Source organism: Streptomyces sp. ADI95-16 (genome assembly GCF_003721495.1).
In the GTDB taxonomy this organism is placed as follows: domain Bacteria; phylum Actinomycetota; class Actinomycetes; order Streptomycetales; family Streptomycetaceae; genus Streptomyces; species Streptomyces goshikiensis.
In genome coordinates this window covers 7913549-7932999 of the sequence record NZ_CP033581.1, presented here as the reverse complement: position 1 = coordinate 7932999, position 19451 = coordinate 7913549, and the positions used below count along the sequence as shown (strand labels likewise).

The following is a 19451-nucleotide window of genomic DNA, read 5'->3' as shown; positions in this document are numbered from 1 at the left end:
TCGGGACGGGGCGGGGACGGCGTTTTCCGGGGCTTTCAAGGGTTTCCGGGGTTCCGGGGTTTCCGGGGTTCCGGGGTTTTCCGGCGTGCCTGGGCTCATCGGGGTGCCCGGGCTCAGAAGAGCGGCGGGCCGGGTGAGCGGGGTACGGCTCCGGGGGCGGGTACGGAGGGGACGCCGGCGCTCCCGGCGGCGAGCGCCATGTCGGCGATCTCGCCGGCCAGGGCGCTCAGACTGGAGCGGGGCACGTACTGGAGGGTCATGGAAAGGTCGAAGGCCTCCCGTTTCTGCACGCTCTGCGCGAAGCGCAGGTCGGTGATCTGCATGTCGAGGCTGAGCGTGAGCCCGCAGACGACGGGGATGCCGGTGGCGGCGAGGGCCGGGCCCGCGGCGGAGAGCAGCGCCCGGGAGGTGAGCGCCAGCACCTCCAGGGCCTTCTTCGTCGCGAACCGGTCCGGGCCGAGCAGCACCGCCTCGATGGACAGGGTCTTCGTGGACGGCTGGGTGGCCTGGGAGAACCTGCTGCCCAGGATCCGCTCGACCCGGTACCCCTCGGTCATGGTGATGCTCTGCACGTACAGCAGGGGGATCGTGCCGACGAGCACCTTGTCCGCCACCGGCTACCCCCGGCTGCCGAGTTCGCGGTCGAGTTCCTCGAAGACGTGCGCGGCGATCCGCCGTACGTGGTGCTCCTGGAGGGCGCCGACCACCTCCACCTCCACGGGGAAGTGGTAGTGCACGACCTGGCCGGCGTCGCTCCGGTGGGACACCACGGCCTCGCTGCCGGGGGCGGGCACGATGTACTCGCCCTCGTGGACGAGGGCGATCCCGGTGCGCTCGACCCGGTCGCCGGCGGCGGACGGCAGGGCGTGGTCGTCATCGGACGTCATGGTCAGTCCTCCACGCCGACGTTGAGGGCCATGCAGGTGAAGGTGGCCTGGGGGACGCCGTCGACGGTGATGTTGCTGGGCTGGGCGGCGCTGACCACGCAGCGGCCGAACTTGAGCGAGGAGAACGCCCAGTCGGTCCCCTTCTTCTCGGCGACCGCGATGGCGAACTCGCCGCCGTTGACCGCGAGCTCGGTGAGGTCGGCGACCGCCGAGGCGATGGCGGGGATGGTCAGCGTGAAGGTGAAGGTGAAGGGCTGGCGCACATAGCCGACGCCGTCCGCCTCCAGGCTGTGGATCACCGTGTGCGGCACGTTGAACGACGGGGAGAAGTTGGTGATCGGCGAGATCGTCCGGCCGGCGAGTTTCACTTCCAGCCGGGTGTTCCAGTCGGACATGGGGACGGCTCCTTAGTCGAACTTGAGCGTGATGTTGATGCGGTGGATCGCTCCCGCGTAGTCGACCCGCACCATGGCATCGGCGGCCCGATCGGTCTGGGCGGCCTGGACGAGGGAGTCCTCAAGCGGGGTGCGCTGCGGCTTGTCGAGCAGGGCGAGGATGGGGACGACGATCTCGTACTCCTCGATGACCTCGGCCCTGCGCAGGGGTTCGAGGACGGTCTCCATCTCGGCGACGAGTCCGCGCAGGCCGGAGCGGCTGATCCGGAGGTTGCCGATGCTGCCGATGAGCCGGGCCTTGAGCCGGAAGGTGATGTCATCGACGGTGCGGACGATGTCGATGTACTTCTTGCCGCCGGGGTTGCCCGTGTAGCCCTCGCCGAGATGGACCCCGGCGCCCGGGATGAGCGGCGGGTCGACCAGCCAGTTGACGCCCTTGCCGGCCGGGCCGCCGGTGTTTGCGCCCTCGGAGTCGTTCAGCCTGATGAGTTCCTGGGCGGAGAACGCCTCGGAACTCACCTTGACCTTCTTCAGGAGCAGCGAGACGTGCGGCTCGTGGCCCGCGATGGTGCCGGCGACGGCCGCGGCGACGTCGTCGTCGCTCTTGTGCGCCACGTACACCATGCGCTCGCTGACGAGGCTGCCGACCACCACGGCGGGGTCGGAGGCTCCCTTGGCGAGCATCGCGACGCCGATGCGCTCCATGCCGTCGGCCACGGGGGCGACGACGTGCTCGGCCAGCTTCACGATGGCGGGGGTGGGCGTCGGCTGGCCGCCCGTCGGGGTACTGAGAGCCAGTGCGGTGCCGGCGAAGAGGACCAGTTGCACGTTGACCGTGCCCATCTTGGCGAGCGCGTCGTCGTAGGCGTTGGGCTGGGCGAGCCGTACGCCCCATACCTCGCTGGGGCCCGGCTCTTGGACGAGGGCCGTCGCGATGGCCTCGCCGAGGGCGCCGGTGGCGATCCTGCGTGCCTCGTTGACGTCGGTGAACAGCCGGGGGGTGTTGGGCGGGAGGAAGTCCGTGGGCGGATTGGCCGGCGGGGTCGCGACGCCGATGATGCCGACGTTGCCGAAGGCACGGACGGCGGGGGCGAAGGGGACGCCCTCGGTCTTGACGCGGACGTAGCGGACGGGACTGTCGGGCATGGGACCTGCTTCCTTCCGGAACGGGGGCGGTCTTCGGGGCTCGCCGACCGGTGGCCCGGACAGGCCTGCGGGCGGCGATCGCATCAGGTCAGGAACACCGCCGCCATGCCGGCGCCCTCCAGCAGGCTCTCGATCTGCGCCTGGGTGAGCCCCGGCTCGGCGGGCGGCGGCAGCGGGACGGGGGCGGGGAACGCGGCGACGAGCGCGTACGGCGCGACGCGCACCCCGAAGGACCCCGGCGACAGCGGACGGCCGCGGGCCGCTGCGGCGACCAGACGGGCCGCCCGTACCGCCCCCGCGACGTCGTCGGTGGCGCCGACGACCACGGCGGCGTCCACGGCGACGGTCCGCCGGTTGGCGGGGTGCCCCGGGTCGAAGACGGGCGGCAGGCGCAGCTTCACCTCGGTACGGAGGTACTCGCCGGACTCGCGCAGGTCCTCCACGGTGACGAGGCCATGGCTGTGCATGAACGCGTCCAGGTCCAGGAAGCGGAACTGGTCGCGGAACCCGTCCAGGGTGTCGTACGCGTCGACGGCCTTGACCACGAGGGAGTCGAGGCCGCCCGGGTCGGTCTCGGCGACGACGTCGATCTCCAGCTCGGCGAGGACGTCGATCCACACCGGCTCGGCCGTCTCGCCCTCCCAGCGGAAGTCGGACAGGGTCGTGCCCGGGACGACCTGACTCCAGGTGCCCCGGCGGGCGTCGAGCGGGAAGACCGGCCACTGGGCCGCGACCTTCCGGACCCGCAGCGCCGCCACCGATTCGATCCGCTCGTACTCCAGCTCATGGGTGCGCTCGACGAGGAACCGGGCCCGGGGTCGGAGCAGCGCGCCGAGTAAGACCGGGTCGGCGAGCCGGGCCATGGCCCGGTCCTGGATGACACCCATGCACGCGTCCTTTCGCGCCGCGGCGGACCGCGGAGCGAAAGCGCTGCTCCGGCGTGCGGCAGGACATAGGGACGCACGTCGGCACACGGCGCGACAAGGCCTTGTACTCCCTGCGGAGGAGAAGACACACCGATCGGGCGATTGCGCCCCGATCGGCGTTTTCGCCGCCCTCGCCTGCCCCTTCGAGCGAGCGCGCGAGCCCGGTGGGGGGTTGTGCGCCGGGGCGCGCGTACGGTTGGTCCGTCGCCATTTCCCAGTTCCCGCAAGGGTCCTGACGCCACCTCACCTGCATTCGACGCCGTCCCGCCGTCAACGCGAGTCCCCTCGGGCGCGGCAGGTGTCACCCAGCAGCCCGAAGACCGGGCGCAGACCGCCCGGCCGCCGGTCGACGGGAAGGTGTGAGGGGAAGTGGACCCGGACGCCGAGTGCCGGCGCGCCGCCGTCGGCGTTGCGGTCGTCGCCGCGCAGCGCCGAACGCACCGAGGCGGCGACAAGACGCTCATGATGCGGATCACCCGCAAGCAACGGCATCCACCGAGCGTAGCCAGACACGACCCGCCCCCACCCAGCGTTCCGCCAAACCCACCCACAGGGCGACAAACACCCCACCCACCAAAAACATCTCGCCGACGGCGGCTACCCGGGCACCGGACTCGTCATGCCCCACCACCGCCGCCGGGGCGAAGGCTTCCCGACTGGAAGCAGGCGCACAACACTCCACACAAGCAGGTCCGCGCCCGCGTCGAGCACGTCTTCGCCCGCATGAAGACCTGGAAGATGCTGCGCGACTGCCGTCTCAAGGGAGACGGCGTCCATGACGCCGTGCGAGGCATCGCCCGCCTGCACAACCTCGTCCTGGCCGGATGGGCGAGCAGGTCGCACACCGCACGTCCGCGTCCGCTTCCACTTCCGCACCCACTCAAAGATCATTTATGGGACGGCTCTGTAGACCGTGCCCTATCTGGTGAGGCGGACGAGCCGTTTGTAGCAGCAGAGGGCGGCTGCGAGGCCGAGGAATGCCGGGTGGTTGCGGGGATGGCGTTCGTGGCGGTGGTTGGGTCGGCCGAAGCCGGTCATCCGGACGCCTCGGCCTGGCGTCGGTACTCGGCGTTGATGCGCTGGGCTTCTTCGAGCTGGTCTTCGAGGATGACGATGCGGCAGGCGGCCTCGATCGGGGTACCGCGGTCGACGAGTTCCCGTGCGCGGGCGGCGATCCGCAGCTGGTAACGGGAGTAGCGGCGGTGTCCACCCTCGGAGCGCAGGGGGGTGATGAGGCGGGCTTCGCCGATGGCGCGGAGGAAGCCCTGGGTGGTGCCGAGCATCTCGGCGGCCCGGCCCATGGTGTAGGCGGGGAAGTCGTCGTCGTCCAGGTGGCCGCCGAGCGGGCCGATCGGGTTCTCTGCTGTCATCGCACCTCTTTCATGAAAACGCGTGGAGGGGCCCTGGCGCCTATGGCACCAGGGCCCCGAAGGAACTGTTACACCATCTGCCGGCCCCGATACTGCGCCGGCCTTCTATGTTCCGCTGACCCGACGGAGACGCAGTCGGGGATGCGGGGATCGCGGTTGCTTGACCGGAGACCACCTCACTAACGATGTCCTGCGGTACCCAGGCTCATGACTTCCGCCCGGGCGATCCTGATGGCACCCAATTCCTCCGTTCATCCCTCGGATGATCAACTGCTTGCCAAGCGGGGAATTGCGAACTGCGTGTACTGCTCCACTCGGTACTGCGTACTTCTCTACTGCTCGTGGCCTGACCAAGCGCCACGCTCCGGCAGCCAGCCCCGTCGCCCGTCCTGCATCTGCTTTGGCTTAGAACCCCACTGCCGAACTTCCCGGTGCGCGCGCCCGCAGCCGACGCCTTCACCGAGGTGCTGCTCACTGACTTCACTGCTGGGTACTGCGGACCGCACTTACGGGTACTGCCACTGCGGTACTGCCTGCGGCGGCCCCTGATGACTGCGGGCCACCCGGTCCGGCCGTCAGTCCCGTCGCCGTCCTGCAACCGCTCTGGCTTCGGAACTCCACCACCGCACCGTCCAACAACAGCGACTACGGGTACTGCTGCCCGGCAGTTCGTCTCTGCCAAGCCCTTCTTCACTGGGCTACGAGAGAAACCATAACTGCTCGACCATCCAATGTCTACTCTGGCCAACATAGATTTTCGCGTGCGTACCCCTGAGGTAATCCGGTGTTGTCGGGTTGAACGGCTGCGGGCGGGGGCACAACGACCGGGCAGGCAGGGCCGGACACCGACAACAGAACCCGGAGCGCGCGATGACCACGATGAGCGCCGAGCGCACAGCCCTTCGTTCTCTGTCCGCCGTTGCCCAGGCGCGCCAGGCCGCCCGGGCGTTCCTCGAAGCCCTCGGGCAGCCGGCCATCAGTCCAGACCAGGCCGACACGGTCGTCCTGGTCGTCTCCGAGCTCGTGACGAACGCCCTGCGCCACGGCGGTGGCGCCTATACCCTCCGCCTCGCCGCCCACCCCGGCACGATCGAGGTCGCCGTCGAGGATCCCAGCCCGCGGCCGCCGCGGATGCGGACCCCCGACCTCGTCGACGGGACAGGTGGATTCGGCTGGCACATGGTCAACGACCTCGCCCACCACGTCGTCGTCACGCCCGGACCCGAAGGCGGCAAGACCGTCTGCGCCTTCCTCCCCCGGTAGCGCGCTGGGCCGTACCGCGGCCCTGGTGAACCCGGGCAGGACGGTTGCAGCCGGCCTGTTCACGAGACCTCCCAGCGGCCACATGGAGTTCCGTAAGGCGTTGCCGCCCAGGGAGTTGATCAGCTGTGTCTGGCGGGCAGAAGGCCGAGACAAAGGGCGAGCAGGCCAAGGGCAAGCTCAAGGAGACCGCTGGCCGCCTGACCGGCAACGAGCGGCTGACCGCCGAGGGCCGCGTGGAGCACGCTACTGACTTCGGCTTTTCAAGGTGAGGCTGGTGCGTCGAGGGTGAGGCCGGTGCCGGCTATGAAGCCGTCGAGGGTGTGGGGCCGGTATTGAAGGCGTTTGAGCCGGTTGCGGACGAGTGCTTCGAGGCGGTCGAGTGCCATGACGGCGAGGTTGGCGAGGCTGCGTTTGACGTGTGCCCACACCCATTCAACGGGGTTCAGGTCGGGTGAGTAGGCGGGCAGCAGGAAGACCGTCAGCCACTCACGCTCTGCCACGAATTCCTGCATCCTGCGGGAGACGTGGGTGTTGAGCCGGTCCCAGACCAGCACGATCGGCGCCCTGACCAGCTGATGGACACCGTCGAGCAGAGCGATGAAGTCCCGCTCGCCCATACTGCGACGTGTTCCTTTGCCGGCGGGGTGGGTCCGCAGGCGGTGACACAGCCGAGTCCGGGAGCCTGGCCGCATCGCGATCAGGCCGGCCACCGACAGCCGTCCCGAGCGGCGCCCGCTGACCGTCACGACCGGGGTGATGCCGCGCCGGCCCCAGGTCCGTCCCCGGGGCGGCCGTCGGGTGAAGCCGGCTTCGTCCTCGAAGCAGACGTAGCCCCCGCAGGCCGCCCGGGCCCTTTTACCTCCGCCCAGGTCGCCTCCCGCCACGTGCTCACGGCCTGCTCGTCGCGTTCGGCGACCCGCCGCGCGGGCACCTGCGGGGAGAACCCGAGCCGGTGCATCAACCGGGTGGCACCCGAGACGCTGTAGGAGATGTGGAACTTCCTGCCGATCAGCGTGACCACCCTCGATGCGGTCCACACCTGGTCCTCGACCCAGCCGTGCGCGGCCGGCCCCTCCTCCAGATACACGGCCAGCTTCTCCAGACACCGCGAGGACAGACGGCACCGCGACCCGCTCGGACCGCGAGAGGCCAGAGCCTGAACACCGCCGTCCCGCCACAACTGGTGCCACTGATAAGCCGACTTCACGCTCACCCGCAGCCGCCCTGCAACCTCCGACGGCTTGACCTTCTGCTCGAACAGTTCAGCCGCCTGCAGCCGTACCGCCTCGCGCCGCTGACGTCCTGTCGGAGTCAGCCCGCCCCCATCCGCATATCTCACACACCACGAATACAGTCACCCACCCACACCCATCAGGAACTTCGCAACGATTCACCCCAACGAGCTCAAGTCAGTAAGGGCAACGCCCGCCAGGCGAGGGGCCGTCGATCCGGCGGACCGGGGCGCGGCCGGGTGGCCCGCCGAGGCCGCCGCCGAGTCCGTGGCGTACGCCACGCCGTGGAAGCAGAGGATCACCTCCCCGGTCTACTCTCCCTCGACGTCGATGCCGACCACCGGAACCGCGCCCGCCCCGTGTCCCGGGTGTCGGCCGCACATCGCCAGGTACGGGGTGTGCCGTGAGCATGGTCTCGCGTACGGCACGCTGCCGCGTTAGGGAGCCGCCCGGGTCGAGCGCGCCGGCGCGCGACATCGCATCGTCGCTGGCGGCTCATGTGCTGCTGCCTGCTGCCTGCCGTCCGCGGGCCGCCGCTCAGGCGAGGCCACCGTTGGCGAAGAGGGTCTGTCCGTTGATCCACCGGCCCGGGCCGGCGAGGAACGCCACGGCCTCGGCGATGTCGGCCGGCGTGCCGAGCCGTTCCAGCGGGGACTGCGCCGCGAGGTGGTCGATGCTCTCCTGGTCCTTGCCGTTCAGAATCATAGGGGTGGCGGTGGGGCCGGGCGCGACGCTGTTCACGGGAATGTCGCGGCCGCCCATCTCGCGGGCCAGGACCAGGGGCATGGCCTTGTACAAGTGGCGGCCGTCCAAAGGCACGCTCGCACTCGACGGCTTCTTCCACGCCGTCGAGTGCACACTGACCTTCCCCGACAGCGACGACATCGAAGCGGACCTGACGGCGCAACTGCGCGCGTTCGTCCACCTCGTCACCCGTACCCCCGCCGGACGAGTGATCGCCGAACTCATCGGCCAGGCACAGACCGACCCCGACTTGTCGGCCGCCCTCCTGGCACGCTACTCCCGCCCGTGCCGGGGCCTGCGAACGGCGCAGACGCGCGGCCAACTGCGCGCCGGCATCGACCCCGAGGTCCTCGTCGACCAGCTCTGGGGCGCCTGCTACCACCGCCTCCTGATGCCCACCCCGCCCCTCACCGAGGAGTTCGCGGGGAACCTGGTGACGAACCTCATGCACGGAGTCCGGCCTTCCGCCTGACGGGCCGGACCCGACCTGGCCGAAGTGGACGGATGGCGGTTCAGGCCCTCGCCAGGGAGGACCTCGTGGCTAGGAGCGCTCCAGTACCCGCGCGAGGAAGCGCTGGGTGGCCTGTTCCCGTGGCGCGGTGAGCACGTCCTGCGCGCTTCCCTGTTCCACGATCACGCCGTTCTCCAGGAAACACACCTGGTCCGCGACCTGCCGGGCGAAGCCCATCTCGTGGGTGGCCATCAGAATGGTCAGGCCGCGCTGCTTGAGGTCCTCGACGACGTCCAGGACCTCGCCCACCAGTTCGGGGTCGAGGGCAGAGGTGATCTCGTCGAAGAGCAGCAGTTCCGGTCGGGTGGCCAGTGCGCGGGCGATCGCAGCCCGCTGCTGTTGTCCGCCGGACAGCCGGTCGGGGTGTTCCTTCGCCTTGTCGGCGAGCCCGAACCGGGACAGCAGTTCCCGGGCCTCCTCCTCGGCCCGTTTGCGTGGAACACCGTGGGCCCGGCGCGGCGCGAGCGTGATGTTGTCCAGGACGCTCAGGTGCGGGAACAGGTTGTAGGCCTGGAAGACGATGCCGATCCGCCTGCGGGCGGTGTCGGGGTCCAGGCGGGGGTCGGTCAGTTCGCTGTCGCCCAGGTGGATGGTGCCGTCGTCGACGACCTCCAGCAGGTCCACGCAGCGCAGCAGGGTGGACTTGCCTGAGCCGGAGCCGCCGATGAGGCACACGACCTGGTGCTCGGAGACGTCGAGGTCGATCGAGCGCAGGACCACGCGCGAGCCGTACTGTTTGCGGACGCCGCGCATGCGCAGCAGGGGCTGGTTCATCGGCCCGGCTCCGCCCAGGTGCGCTGCGCCGCCCGCCGCTGGAGCCGGTCGGCGAAGCGGGTCAACGGGATGGTCACGGCGATGAACAAGAGAGCGGCTCCCAGGTAGGGGGTGTAGTTGAAGTCGTAGTCCGCCTTGATCTGCGCGGCCCGCAGCGCCTCCAGCGGGCCGAGAACGGCCACGAGCGCCGTGTCCTTCTGAAGTGCGATGAAGTCGTTGAGCAGAGGGGGCAGGACGTTGCGTACGGCTTGTGGCAGCACCACGTAGCGCAAGGTCTGCCGTTCGCCGAGCCCCAGCGCCCGTGCGGCGTTGCGCTGCGCCGGGTGTACGGAGTTCAGGCCCGCGCGCAGCACCTCACCGACGTAGGCGGCGTACGAAAGGACCAGGGCGATGACTCCGAGAACCCAGGGCTGGGACGGAGTGCCTTGCAACCGCAGGGCCGGCAGCCCGAATCCGACCAGGAAGACCAGGAGCAGGGTCGGCACGCCGCGGAAGACGTCCACGTAGACGGTCGCGGCCAGCCGCAGCGGCTGCAGGCCGGGCGCGCGGGTCACGCGCACCAGGGCGATCAGCAACCCCAGTACGAGGATCAGCACTTCGGCGATCAGGAACATCTGGATGTTGAGCCAGAAGGCCCGCAGGAGTTCGGGGAGCGCGGCCCGGAACTCGGCGCCGTCCAGGAACAGGCTGTCCACGCGCTCCCAGCCCGGCGAGGCGACCGCGGCCGCGCCGAGCACCACCAGGCCGAGCAGGGTGCACAGGGAGGAGATCCAGGTGTGGCGCCGTTTGCGGGAGCGGCGGAACCGCCTGCGCGCCTGCTCGTGGTCGCTGGGACGGTGGATGTCGTCCGACGAGGTGTGCGTCGGTGGGGGCGGCGTGGCCGCCTTTGCGGTGTCCACCGTCGCCTTCGCGGTGTCCGCCGTCGTCTTCCCTAGGTCCACGGCCGGCCCTCTACTGCTTCAGCTCGGGGACGTTCGCCGACGCGGACAGCCACTTCGAGGTGAGCTCGGCCAGTGTGCCGTCGGCCTTGAGGGCGTCCAGGGCCTTGTTGACGCAGGAGGTGTAGCCGCTGCCGTTCGGCAGGAGCAGGCCGAACTCCTCAGGTGTGCCACCCGCGTAGCCGAACTGCCCGACGATCTTCGCCTGGTTGATCTCGGAGCCGGCCAGGTAGAACACGGTCGGCAGGTCGGTGACGATCGCGTCGATCTGACCGTTCTTCAGGGCGTTGACCTCGTCGTTGGTGGTGTTGAAGACGCTCGGCCGCTGTGCGGGCTTGAGCTGGTCGAGCACGGCCTGGTAGCTGGTGGTGGCGACCTGTACGCCGATCCTGGCGCCCTTGAAGGCCTCCAGGGACGTTGCTTTCGCGAATGCCGAGTTGTCCAGAGTCAGGATGGCCTGGTTGGCCTTGTAATAGCTGGTGGAGAAATCGACGGCCTGCGCGCGCTGCGGGGTGATGGATATCTGGTTGACATCGAAGTCGAAGTTCTTCGCGCCGGGCGCGTAGGAATGGGCGAATGGTTCGACGACCCACTTCACCTGATCCCGGCCGAAGCCCAGCTTGCCGGCCACCGCATAGGCAACCGCGCTCTCGAAGCCCTTTCCGTTGGACGGATTGTTGTCTTCGAACCACGGCGCATAGGCCGGGGAATCGGTCGCGACCGTCAGCTCTCCTCGCCGATGCAGGGCGGGGCTGTTGGCGGCGCAGTCGGGGCTGCCGGAGGCGGCGCTCTCGGCGGTGTTTTCCGGCTGGGGTGCGCAGGCGGCGGCTGCGGTCAGCACGGCGGCGGCGGAGACCGCGATGGCTATGCGGGTGCGGGTGCGGGACATCAAAGGGTCCTTCGAAAGAGAATCCGGGAAAGGGGTACGAAAACAGGCCGACGCTGTGCGTTCAGCAACACAGATCGGCGGCGCAGCGCACGTTGTCCACGTGTCGGCGGCGTACCAGCAGGAGAATCCCGAACATGCGTTCAGCATTCCGCGTCGTGGAGACCGGTGTCAATCCCGACGGCCGCCGTGGGGTAACGCGTTGATAACATGTCAGCTGGTGAGATGGAGTACCTGGTCACCCTGGCGCAGGCCGAACAGTTCGGCTGCGGAGCCACCACGGACCACCAGTTCGGCGAAGCCGATCCCGGAACTTCCGACCGTGATTCCGGGCTCGCCCAGCGGGACGTCCGGGAGCCTGTCGTAACAGCGGACCCGGACGCGGCGGCCCTCACGTCGGTTGTGGACGGCCAGACTCCGCGCGCTGTCATATCCGGGCAGGTCGACGGCGGGCCGATCCAGTTTGCAGTTGCCGAAGTTGTCCACAACAGCAACCCGTACGTGTCGCTCGACGGGAGGGTGTACCGCCATCGGCTGCGCGGGGACCGGGCGGCCGTCCGTCAGCCAGCGGGCCAGCAGGGGCACGTACCAGAGGCTGCGGAACTGGGTCCGCACCACTTCCTCGACCTGGGCCGGCGTCAGGTCGGCCCATCCGGCGGCAGCGGCCTCCAGCACCTCGCGGACATCGGTGACCTGAACCTCCGCCAGGCCCAGGTAGCTCGCCAGCGGGGCGAGGACCCGGGGGTTGACCGTGCTGACGACCAGGTGCTCCCCGTGGCGGAAGTAGCAGAACGGCACACCGTTGGGCCAGTGCCCGTCCCGCGGAGCGATGTTGACCAGTACCAGCAAGGGCTGGGCCGGGCCGCCGATCAGGTCCGTGGAGCGAAGCAGGTCGAGAAGGGTGAGGGCAGCGGCACCCTCCGGGTCCGGCCCGGACAGCGGCACGACGGTGGGTGTGGCGCCGAAGAGAGTGGCGATCCGTGCGGACTGCCGGGCGAGCGCGTTGGGGTCCGCGCAGTCGGTGAGGGAAACAACCGGGAGGGGGGTCATGGCGGGATCTTGGCCTTCTGTCGGGGTCTGCTGACGATCGGAACTCGGGACTGCCGGATGCGGTGGTGACTCAGGTCCGGCAGCGGCTGGGCCCGGCGACGGCTCGGGGCCGGGGCGGCTGGGGCCGGTGGTGGGCGGTGCCGGCGCAACAAAAAAGGACCCTCCGATATCGGAGGGTCCGTCGCATCCTGTGCGCGCACGACTTCGCTAGCGAAGGGCCTCCGAGGGTCGGGGCATCATTCGCATCATGGCGAGCGTGGCGGTGTGCTGCATGGGGGCGACGTTAGCACCGCGGGCGCGCGCCGCGGAGGTCTGTCCACAGAGTGGGCAACCGACCAGCCTGCCCGGCCGCCGTCACCGGCGTCGTCGTCCCGGCCCGCTGGCTGTACGGGGGGCGTCATGACTCAAGCCGCGGACATCACCGTGCAGGAAGTCGCCTTGCCCGGCATGGGTTCCGCTACCTCGTGAGGCACGCCCGTCAAGGGCGGACAGAGACGGAGCCTGGCATCGTCCCGGCGGCTCGCCCAGGACGGTGGCCCGCCTGGTGCTGGGCGGTACGGCGGTCCTGGACACCGCCCACCACGAGCGCCTGCTCACCCACCCCGTGGAGCGTGGCGGCCAGCGCTCACGGCGAGTCCGGCGGCCCGGTCATCACCGTCAAGGAGGCGGACCACCCGGTCCGGATCGAGCGGGACGCCGAACCGGCCGACCTCATGGCCCGGGTCCGCTTCATGACCAGCACGTGCTGCGTGAAGGCGGCATCATCGGCACCCGCGGGTGAGGCTGCCGCACCGAGTCCCAGGGCGAATCCGGCAAGCATCGCCGTCACAAGGCTCGCCGGGCGACCGGAGGCGGATCGGCTTTCTCTTCCGTGAACGCGCCCCGACGCACCGGTCCGGGACTTTCGGGGATTCGGGGCCTTTGGCGGGGCCGCGCGGACGTGGTGCGGGGAGTCCGGCCGCGCGGCCGGCCGTACTGCCGGTCAGCTCGTCGCGCGTACCGCTTCGCGGATCAGGTCGGCAACCTCCTTCGGCCGCGAGACGGCGACCGCGTGCGACGCGCCCTCGGCCTCGACGACGGTCGCCCCCGCCCGCTTCGCGGCGAAGCGCTCCACCTCCGGGTTGATCGCGTTGTCCGCGCCGGCCACCAGTGCCCAGGACGGCTTGGTCTTCCACGCGGCGGCCGCAGCCGTCTCCTCGAAAGCCGCGGCGGCCAGCGGTCGCTGCGCCGCGGCGAGGACCCTCGTGACCTCCGCGGGCACGTCGGCGGCGAAGACCGACGGGAAGGCATCCTCCGCGATGGTGACCTCGACCGCGGGGTCACCACCCGCGACGGGGTACGTCCACTGCTTGAGGTTGCTCACCAGCGGTGACGCGGGGAAGCGGCCCTGCAGCTCGCCGAGGCTCTCCCCCTCCTCCAGGACGTAGGCGGCCACGTAGACGAGCCCGACGACGTTCTCCGTCACACCGGCCACGGTGATCAGCGCACCGCCGTACGAGTGGCCGACCAGCACGACCGGACCGTCGATCTGGACGGCCACGGAGGCGACGTACGCCGCGTCGGTCGCCAGGCCACGGAGCGGGTTGGGCGGGGCGATCACGGGGATGCCGTGACTCTGCAGTTCCGCGATGACCCCGGACCAGCTGGCCGCGTCGGCGAACGCGCCGTGGACGAGAAGCACCGTGGGAGTGGAAGTGGAAGTGGGAGCGGACGTGGTCATGTCTGTGCTGTCTCCTCGGTCTCAGGCGGTATGCGGGGCCACGCGCGGGGTGCGGGGTGCGGACGGCCATCGTGATGGCGGCCTCGGGCCGCGCGGGGTCGGACGCGGGGAACTCTCCTGGGAATTCCTCGGCTACGGCGGTCGTTGCGGCGATCGCCCGGATCGGTGTGCAGGGCACTCCGGCGCAGGTGGTCGTGTCACCGTAAGTCCGTCGTGCGCGGAGGAGTTGTCCACCAGTGCGCGTCCGATGTCCCCGTAGCGCACGGGCCCTCCGGGCTCGGCGACAGCGTGGAGGGCTGCGTCGACCACGTACGCGATGCCACCAAGCGGACAGCCACGCTGAGCGGGCCCTGTGCCCCGCCGCGTTCGTCGCGGCGAAACCCGGATGCAGGTCCTGCTCGTGGACGCCCCGAGCTGATCGTCCTCCCGGTGACCGCGCCGCCCGGCCGGATCGACGACGAGCCGTGCGCGGATGCCTCCGCCCAGGAGGAGGCCCTCGGCCACGCCCTCCTGACCCGCCTGCGCACTGCCAACAGGGCAGGCGCGGCAGCTCGATTGACGCCGGAGTCAGTTCGGGCGAGTTCGTGTTCGCTGCCACCGGAGCATGGGGCGCCCTCCCCCGAAGGCGCCCAGCCCCGTCGCCCGATCAACCCGTCAGGGCGCCCATGGCACGAGCATGTCCTTCATCGCATCCGTCATCGCGAACTGCAGCAGCGGGCCGTAGGTGATCCTGCCGACGCCGAGGCGGCGGAAGCGTTCAAGATCGTGCTTGACGGGATGAGCCGTGGAGTTCACGGGAATGGCGACGGCGCCGATCACCGCCGTGAGCAGATCGTCGTTGTCCTGAATGCCCACCGGGTAGAGGCTGTCGGCGCCGGCCCGCTCCAGGGCCCGCAGTCGCTCGATCGCCTCGTCGAGGACGCCGACGGCGTCCTCCGCGTGCAGGAAGAGGTCGGTGCGCCCGTTGATCCAGAGCGGGAGACCCGCGTCGTCGGCGGCCGCGCGCAGGCCCGCGATGTAGTCCGCGTGCTCCTGCGTGCCGCGCACGCGTCCGCCGTCCGAGTGAACGGTGTCCTCGATGTTGAGGCCGACGCCGCCGGCCTCGATGAGTCCGGCGATGAGATCCGCGGGCTGCTGTCCGTACCCGGCCTCCAGGTCCACGGACACGGGGACGTCGACCGCCGCGATGATCGGCCGGACGGCGGCGAGCACCTCCTCGAAGGTCTGGCCCTCGTTGTCGTCGGCCCCCCGGGACTCGGCGAGCGGGTGACTGCCGATCGTCAGCGCGGGGAAACCGGCGTCGGCTGCCGTCCGCGCGGACCAGACGTCCCAGACGGTCGGCAGCACGAGCGGCTTGTACTCGGCGTGCAGCTGCTTGAGGCGTTGAGCGCGCTCAACTGTGGTGCGAAAGTCCATGTCAAGGACGCTACCCCCGGATCGCCACGAACAACGTGCAGGCGGGGCGCCTCCCAGAGACGGAAAGGTGCAGCCCGGTTCCCTGCCCGGCCGGGGCGCTCGACTGCCTGCGGTGTGGGGCAGCGACCCGCTTCCCGGCCATCGCATCGATGACTGTCGGTGCGCGGGCACGTCCGGCTCTGCGGACACCGCGCCCGCTCCTGCTCCTGCTCCTGCTCCCGGCGCCGGTAAGTCCGATCACGTCGGCCAGCCACGTCGCGCGGGGCTGGCACGACCGGGCTACCCCGGCTCCATGCCGCTGGGCCACTCCCCCGCCGCAGGCCTCGGCCTGGACATGGGCACGGTTCGCGGTGTGGGCAATTCCGGTGCGCAGGTGCCGTCGATGGGATTGAGCAGCACTGCGACGGTCGCGTCGGTTCGTCTTGGGCCGAGCACTAGGCGGCGAGCAAGAGTGCGACCGCGACCTGGAGGGCGCCGACGGAAACGTGCGCGTGGCGGCGAGCACGGTCTCCGCCACCGAACGGCGCCGCTATTCACTGACTTCACGCACACCGACGAGCACCGCGGCGGAACCCGACCCCGACGCCGTCCTGCCTCTGGTGATGAACTTCCGGGCTGCACCCGAGCCCCACGACCACCTGTGCTTCCTCCTCGACGACCGCCGCATCTGACACGTCCCGCCTGCGCGCTGTCTCGCGACGTGATACAGCGAAGCGTCGCTGGTCCGCCCCACCACAAGGTGGGGCGGACCAGCGACGCTTCCTATGCGTGATGCCTCGTGCCGCTACCAGCGGTACCAGCGGCCGCTGCTGCCCTTCGGACGGGCGACGAACCCGATCAGCCACAGCACCAGCACCGCAATGGCGACCCACCAGAGGATCTTCACCGCGAAACCGGCACCGAACAGGATCAGAGCGAGCAGAAGAACAAGAAGCAGGGGAACCATAGTTATCAACCTCCGAAGCACCGCATGCCCGAGCACGCCCCAACCATGTGCATGACTTTTACGGGTTTCTTATGCACGCCGACGGGCAGCCGTATCCGCCCTCCATGCGCTGATCGGCACCTCGCGCGGCCGCCCCGGTGCGCGCACAAGACCGCCCGCCAGGTCCGGCAGGCAGTTGCAGGTTTACGAGCAGAGATAGAGAGCAGGCGAGCGGTCACGACCAATCCGGTACAACACGAGGAGGTCCCGATGTCGGGCACGGAGAAGAGCAAGGCGCACGTCGAGCAGGCCAAGGGCAAGGCCAAGGAGGCCATGGGCCGCATGGCCGGCAACGAGCGGATGACCGCCGAGGGCCGCGCCGACCAGGCCAAGGGCAACGCCCGCCACGCCAAGGAAGACATCAAGGACACCTTCCGCCACTAGGCGTTCGGACGCGTTCACGTCCTCCCTGCTGAGCCCCGACCTCGTCCCCCTGGGTCGGGGCTCAGCCATGTCCAGCGGCGAAGGCCTTCTCCGGGGGTGACCGTGTGGTGCGAGGCGAGCGGAGACTACTTTGTGCAGCTCAGCGCCGGTCTAGTCGACATATCGTGGGCAACACGTGTGGCACCGCCGTCGCCCCGCACCTGCCCCTCTCCCTCCCCCTCCTAAGCGGATGCCAGAACGCGGTCAAGCGCTGCCCGGCCTGCTGGTCCCCATCCCGGCTTGCCCCACGAGGATGAGGAAGAGGCTCCTCGCGGCAGCCAACCCTCGTGCGCGCCGGATCATCGCCTCGTCCGCGTTCCCGTACGCATCGAAGAACCGTGATACCGCCCCGCGGGAAGGAGCACGGCGTTCTCCACCTGCAGCGGCTCGGGCGGCCGAGCCGGTTCCTCTCCCCGGCGCCCCGGGGCCGGCTCAAGCTGCCCTGCCACACGTTCATCCGGTGCTCGTTCCCGGGCTCCAGTTCGTCGCCCCACGGGAACACGCACCGTTCGAGGCCGCCCCGGGCGGCGTACTCCCACTCCGCCTCGGGCGGCAGCCGCTTCCCCCGCCCAGGTGGCGTAGGAGGCGGCGTCGTTCCACGAGACGTGGACAACCGGGTGCTTGGCGCGCTCGCTCACATCGGACTCGGGGCCCTCGCCTCGGGTGTCGTCAGCATGCCCCGTGTACCTGCCGCCACCAGGGAGGCCTCGGCAACCGCGCTGGTGTGGGTAAACCCGGGCGGCAGAATCCCGGCGAGGAGGAACGACCAGTCATAGCGTCCCGGTGACCGACACGCTCCGCATTCACGCCTCGCGCCCGAAGCGACAGGTCAGCGTCTTTCTCACGGCTTCGGCGTGGGGAAGACCGTACGGAGCTGGCCCCGTCGTCGGGGCTACCGTCCGTGCCGTCCCGGACAAAGACGCCCGCCCGAGCAGCCCTCGCCTCCGAGCGGTCCCTCGGTTCAGCTCGACCGTCTGCGGGGGGGGATGCGTGTGGTTCGTGGGCGCGCTCCAGCCTGAGGGCGGACGGTATGGCGTGAACTGGCCGTGGGCGGTGCCCGGGGCGACAGCTGCCCGGTGGAGTTCACCCCTTCGGACGCGAAGGGGTGCCAATGCGCTGGGTGCGGCTGAGGCTGGGCCCATGGCCGCCAAGCTGATCATCCATCCGCCCAACCAGCAGGGCCGAGCCCTCCTCGCCGCTGGCGGGATGCAGGACGCCGAGGACATCGGTCTCAGTGGCCCCGACTTCGTGGAGCGGCGGGGGTCGGCCCCGAGGCGTGGGAACCGTTTCTCTGACGTGCTTCCACGTTCAGGTGGCGACGTCTCGTGGGGCCTCTGGCGGGAGCGGGGCGGGAGCACCGGGGAGTCCTGCCCGGACGCGCCGGGGAACGCGGCTCCCGCTCTACGTCCGGCCGCGCCCGGCGGGGGCTGAGCGGGTGATCCCACGCTGACCGTAGACGGCCGTACGGCGACCGGAGGAGCAGAGCGGTGACTGAGACGGGCCCGATCGTCGTGTTCGCGAACTTCCTCTCGGACTTGGCGGTGGATCTCAACGAAGGGCAGATCCTGACGCAGTGGGCCCAGCAGGCGCCGCGGAAGGCGTGGCTGCTCCGCCCCGGGGACATGTTCGTCACTCCCGTGCCGCTGAGCCGGGAGTTCTTGCGGTACGTGTACGACCTGACCGGGGTGCCCGCGGAATCGGTGGCTGTCATCGAGGTGCCACCCGCCGGCTCTGTTCCGCTGGCTCGGGCGGTGCGCGAGGCCGGCCTCGTCGAGCACGTCCGGGCTCTCGCCGGTGACCGGGGTGCGGCGCTGTTGCCGACGGCGCTGGACGCGTCGGCGATCGCGTTCGCCCGGGACGTCGGTGTCGCCGTCCATCCGTACCCCACGGTCGAGGCTGCCGAGGCCGCGCTGCAGATGACCATGCTGCTCAACACGAAGACCGGGTTCCGCGAGACGGCCGAGCAGTTGGGCATGCGGCTGCCTGCGGGGCGGATGTGCCGACGCACAGAGGCCGAAGGCGTGGCGCGCGAGCTCCTGCGGGACCACGAGTGCGTCGTGGTGAAGCCTGACCGTTCGGCGGGAGGGCACGGAATGCGCTTCGTGTCCCGCGACGACCTGAGGGGCGGGGCGAGCATGCCGCTCGACACGGTCGGTGGGCCTGACGGCCTGTGGGTGGTGGAGGAACGCCTCGACGTGGCCGAGTCGGTCAGTATCCAGCTGGAAGTGGCCGCCTCCGGAACGCGCGCGCTCTTCAGCGGTGCGATGCGCACGGTTCAGGGCGCCTTCACTGGATACGCCTCTCCGCTGCCGCCGTCCAGCGCGCACGTGGCCGATGAGCTGGAAGAGTGGGGGGCGGCTCTGGGCCGGCATCTGGCCGGCCACGGCTACGCCGGGCCCTTCGGGCTCGACGGGCTGGTCGACGCGGACGGGGTCGCGTACGCGAGTGAGAGCAACATCCGCCGTACTGCCACCACCACACCGCACACCATGGTTTCCCGGCTGACCGCAGGATCGGCCGAACCCCACCCCGCCTGGTCGGTGGCGAAGGGCTGGACGCGGAGCCCCATGGACTTCGACGGAGCCCTCGCCCGGCTGCACGCATCCCGCCTCGCGTTCGACCCGGATCGCGGCGAGGGCGTGGTTCTCTACGCGGACGCGCCGCCCGACGGCCGTTCCTGGCGGTACGCGGTGATTGCGGGGAGCGCCGGCGACGTGGAGGAGCAGGAATACGCGTTGGCCGAGGTCTTCGAGTTCGAGGGCGGGTGACCCCCACGACGCCGGTC

The 19451-nt window shown here is 70.1% G+C and carries 20 protein-coding genes and 7 pseudogenes; 7 read left to right on the top strand and 20 right to left on the bottom strand.

The genetic code is table 11. The features are described 5' to 3' along the window. Positions 1 to 113: 113 nt before the first annotated feature. From EES41_RS35540 to EES41_RS35515, 6 genes and pseudogenes are all read right to left on the bottom strand, one after another. Entirely contained in the window at positions 114 to 614 is a 501-nt protein-coding gene (locus EES41_RS35540) for a hypothetical protein (protein ID WP_123081971.1), read from the bottom strand. Positions 615 to 617: 3 nt separating this feature from the next. Continuing rightward, positions 618 to 887 carry a hypothetical protein gene (locus EES41_RS35535; RefSeq protein ID WP_055645541.1) on the bottom strand — a complete coding sequence of 90 codons (270 nt, stop codon included), beginning with the start codon at positions 885 to 887 and terminating at the stop codon, positions 618 to 620. Between the two features lie 2 nt (positions 888 to 889). Next, positions 890 to 1282 (bottom strand): hypothetical protein, encoded by a 393-nt coding sequence (locus EES41_RS35530; protein ID WP_123081970.1) that lies wholly within the window; start codon positions 1280 to 1282, stop codon positions 890 to 892. A gap of 12 nt (positions 1283 to 1294) precedes the next feature. Next, a complete protein-coding gene (locus EES41_RS35525) occupies positions 1295 to 2428 on the bottom strand; it encodes a hypothetical protein (RefSeq protein ID WP_216827285.1) in 1134 nt (377 codons plus the stop codon). A gap of 83 nt (positions 2429 to 2511) precedes the next feature. Further along, positions 2512 to 3315, bottom strand: coding sequence for a hypothetical protein (locus tag EES41_RS35520; protein ID WP_123081969.1), 804 nt, complete (start codon positions 3313 to 3315; stop codon positions 2512 to 2514). A 309-nt stretch (positions 3316 to 3624) separates the two neighbouring features. Then, positions 3625 to 3777 (bottom strand): annotated as a pseudogene (locus EES41_RS35515) (hydrolase); the annotation flags it as partial. 160 nt (positions 3778 to 3937) lie between these two features. Here EES41_RS35515 and EES41_RS35510 point away from each other — a divergent pair. After that, a pseudogene (locus EES41_RS35510) lies at positions 3938 to 4179 on the top strand (transposase family protein); the annotation flags it as partial. 93 nt (positions 4180 to 4272) lie between these two features. Here EES41_RS35510 and EES41_RS42205 read toward each other — a convergent pair. Continuing rightward, positions 4273 to 4392 (bottom strand): annotated as a pseudogene (locus tag EES41_RS42205) (IS5/IS1182 family transposase); the annotation flags it as partial. Continuing rightward, positions 4389 to 4724 (bottom strand): MerR family transcriptional regulator, encoded by a 336-nt coding sequence (locus EES41_RS35500; protein ID WP_123081968.1) that lies wholly within the window; start codon positions 4722 to 4724, stop codon positions 4389 to 4391. The pseudogene EES41_RS42205 and the gene EES41_RS35500, both read right to left, overlap by 4 nt. A gap of 870 nt (positions 4725 to 5594) precedes the next feature. On the opposite strand from EES41_RS35500, the gene EES41_RS35495 reads away from it, so the two are divergent. Both EES41_RS35495 and EES41_RS35490 read left to right on the top strand, forming a co-directional pair. Next, positions 5595 to 5987 (top strand): ATP-binding protein, encoded by a 393-nt coding sequence (locus tag EES41_RS35495; protein ID WP_123081967.1) that lies wholly within the window; start codon positions 5595 to 5597, stop codon positions 5985 to 5987. Between the two features lie 125 nt (positions 5988 to 6112). Beyond that, positions 6113 to 6256, top strand: coding sequence for a CsbD family protein (locus tag EES41_RS35490; protein WP_123081966.1), 144 nt, complete (start codon positions 6113 to 6115; stop codon positions 6254 to 6256). On the opposite strand, the pseudogene EES41_RS35485 reads toward EES41_RS35490, so the two are convergent. From EES41_RS35485 to EES41_RS43380, 3 genes and pseudogenes are all read right to left on the bottom strand, one after another. Next, a pseudogene (locus EES41_RS35485) lies at positions 6248 to 6754 on the bottom strand (transposase); the annotation flags it as partial. The gene EES41_RS35490 and the pseudogene EES41_RS35485 sit on opposite strands and share 9 nt — an antisense overlap. Further along, positions 6730 to 7302 (bottom strand): winged helix-turn-helix domain-containing protein, encoded by a 573-nt coding sequence (locus tag EES41_RS35480; protein ID WP_302186193.1) that lies wholly within the window; start codon positions 7300 to 7302, stop codon positions 6730 to 6732. The pseudogene EES41_RS35485 and the gene EES41_RS35480, both read right to left, overlap by 25 nt. Positions 7303 to 7756: 454 nt before the next feature. Beyond that, a pseudogene (locus EES41_RS43380) lies at positions 7757 to 8011 on the bottom strand (SDR family oxidoreductase); the annotation flags it as partial. On the opposite strand from EES41_RS43380, the gene EES41_RS43375 reads away from it, so the two are divergent. After that, positions 7893 to 8435, top strand: a complete 543-nt coding sequence (locus EES41_RS43375) for a TetR-like C-terminal domain-containing protein (protein ID WP_174261781.1) — start codon at positions 7893 to 7895, stop codon at positions 8433 to 8435. The pseudogene EES41_RS43380 and the gene EES41_RS43375 sit on opposite strands and share 119 nt — an antisense overlap. 69 nt (positions 8436 to 8504) lie before the next feature. Here the strand turns inward: EES41_RS43375 and EES41_RS35465 are convergent, their stop codons facing one another. The 6 genes from EES41_RS35465 to EES41_RS35435 form a co-directional block, all read right to left on the bottom strand. Beyond that, on the bottom strand, positions 8505 to 9248 hold the full coding sequence (locus tag EES41_RS35465; protein WP_123081964.1) for an amino acid ABC transporter ATP-binding protein: 744 nt from the start codon (positions 9246 to 9248) through the stop codon (positions 8505 to 8507). Then, positions 9245 to 10189: an amino acid ABC transporter permease gene (locus EES41_RS35460; RefSeq protein WP_174261780.1), complete on the bottom strand. Its 945-nt coding sequence runs from the start codon at positions 10187 to 10189 to the stop codon at positions 9245 to 9247. The genes EES41_RS35465 and EES41_RS35460 overlap by 4 nt, the downstream gene beginning before the upstream one ends. Before the next feature lie 10 nt (positions 10190 to 10199). Continuing rightward, the gene (locus EES41_RS35455; protein ID WP_123081963.1) at positions 10200 to 11075 is read right to left on the bottom strand and encodes an ABC transporter substrate-binding protein; all 876 of its coding nucleotides are present in this window, start codon (positions 11073 to 11075) and stop codon (positions 10200 to 10202) included. Positions 11076 to 11285: 210 nt separating this feature from the next. Continuing rightward, complete coding sequence (locus EES41_RS35450; protein WP_123081962.1) at positions 11286 to 12122, bottom strand: SAM hydroxide adenosyltransferase; 837 nt, start codon at positions 12120 to 12122, stop codon at positions 11286 to 11288. Between the two features lie 982 nt (positions 12123 to 13104). After that, positions 13105 to 13842, bottom strand: a complete 738-nt coding sequence (locus EES41_RS35440) for an alpha/beta fold hydrolase (RefSeq protein WP_123081960.1) — start codon at positions 13840 to 13842, stop codon at positions 13105 to 13107. A gap of 654 nt (positions 13843 to 14496) precedes the next feature. Further along, entirely contained in the window at positions 14497 to 15258 is a 762-nt protein-coding gene (locus EES41_RS35435; protein ID WP_123081959.1) for an isocitrate lyase/phosphoenolpyruvate mutase family protein, read from the bottom strand. Positions 15259 to 15749: 491 nt separating this feature from the next. Between EES41_RS35435 and EES41_RS35430 the strand changes: the two genes are divergently transcribed. Next, a complete protein-coding gene (locus tag EES41_RS35430; protein WP_123081958.1) occupies positions 15750 to 15929 on the top strand; it encodes a hypothetical protein in 180 nt (59 codons plus the stop codon). A gap of 113 nt (positions 15930 to 16042) precedes the next feature. Here the strand turns inward: EES41_RS35430 and EES41_RS35425 are convergent, their stop codons facing one another. After that, on the bottom strand, positions 16043 to 16204 hold the full coding sequence (locus EES41_RS35425) for a hydrophobic protein (protein ID WP_069924257.1): 162 nt from the start codon (positions 16202 to 16204) through the stop codon (positions 16043 to 16045). A 249-nt stretch (positions 16205 to 16453) separates the two neighbouring features. On the opposite strand from EES41_RS35425, the gene EES41_RS35420 reads away from it, so the two are divergent. Beyond that, positions 16454 to 16627: a CsbD family protein gene (locus EES41_RS35420; protein WP_123081957.1), complete on the top strand. Its 174-nt coding sequence runs from the start codon at positions 16454 to 16456 to the stop codon at positions 16625 to 16627. Between the two features lie 221 nt (positions 16628 to 16848). On the opposite strand, the pseudogene EES41_RS43370 reads toward EES41_RS35420, so the two are convergent. Both EES41_RS43370 and EES41_RS41745 read right to left on the bottom strand, forming a co-directional pair. Next, positions 16849 to 17017, bottom strand: a pseudogene (locus EES41_RS43370) (aminoglycoside phosphotransferase); the annotation flags it as partial. 88 nt (positions 17018 to 17105) lie between these two features. Next, positions 17106 to 17368, bottom strand: a pseudogene (locus EES41_RS41745) (SUMF1/EgtB/PvdO family nonheme iron enzyme); the annotation flags it as partial. Positions 17369 to 18153: 785 nt separating this feature from the next. Between EES41_RS41745 and EES41_RS35400 the strand changes: the two are divergent. Beyond that, positions 18154 to 19434: a peptide ligase PGM1-related protein gene (locus EES41_RS35400; protein ID WP_123081955.1), complete on the top strand. Its 1281-nt coding sequence runs from the start codon at positions 18154 to 18156 to the stop codon at positions 19432 to 19434. Positions 19435 to 19451 lie beyond the last annotated feature (17 nt).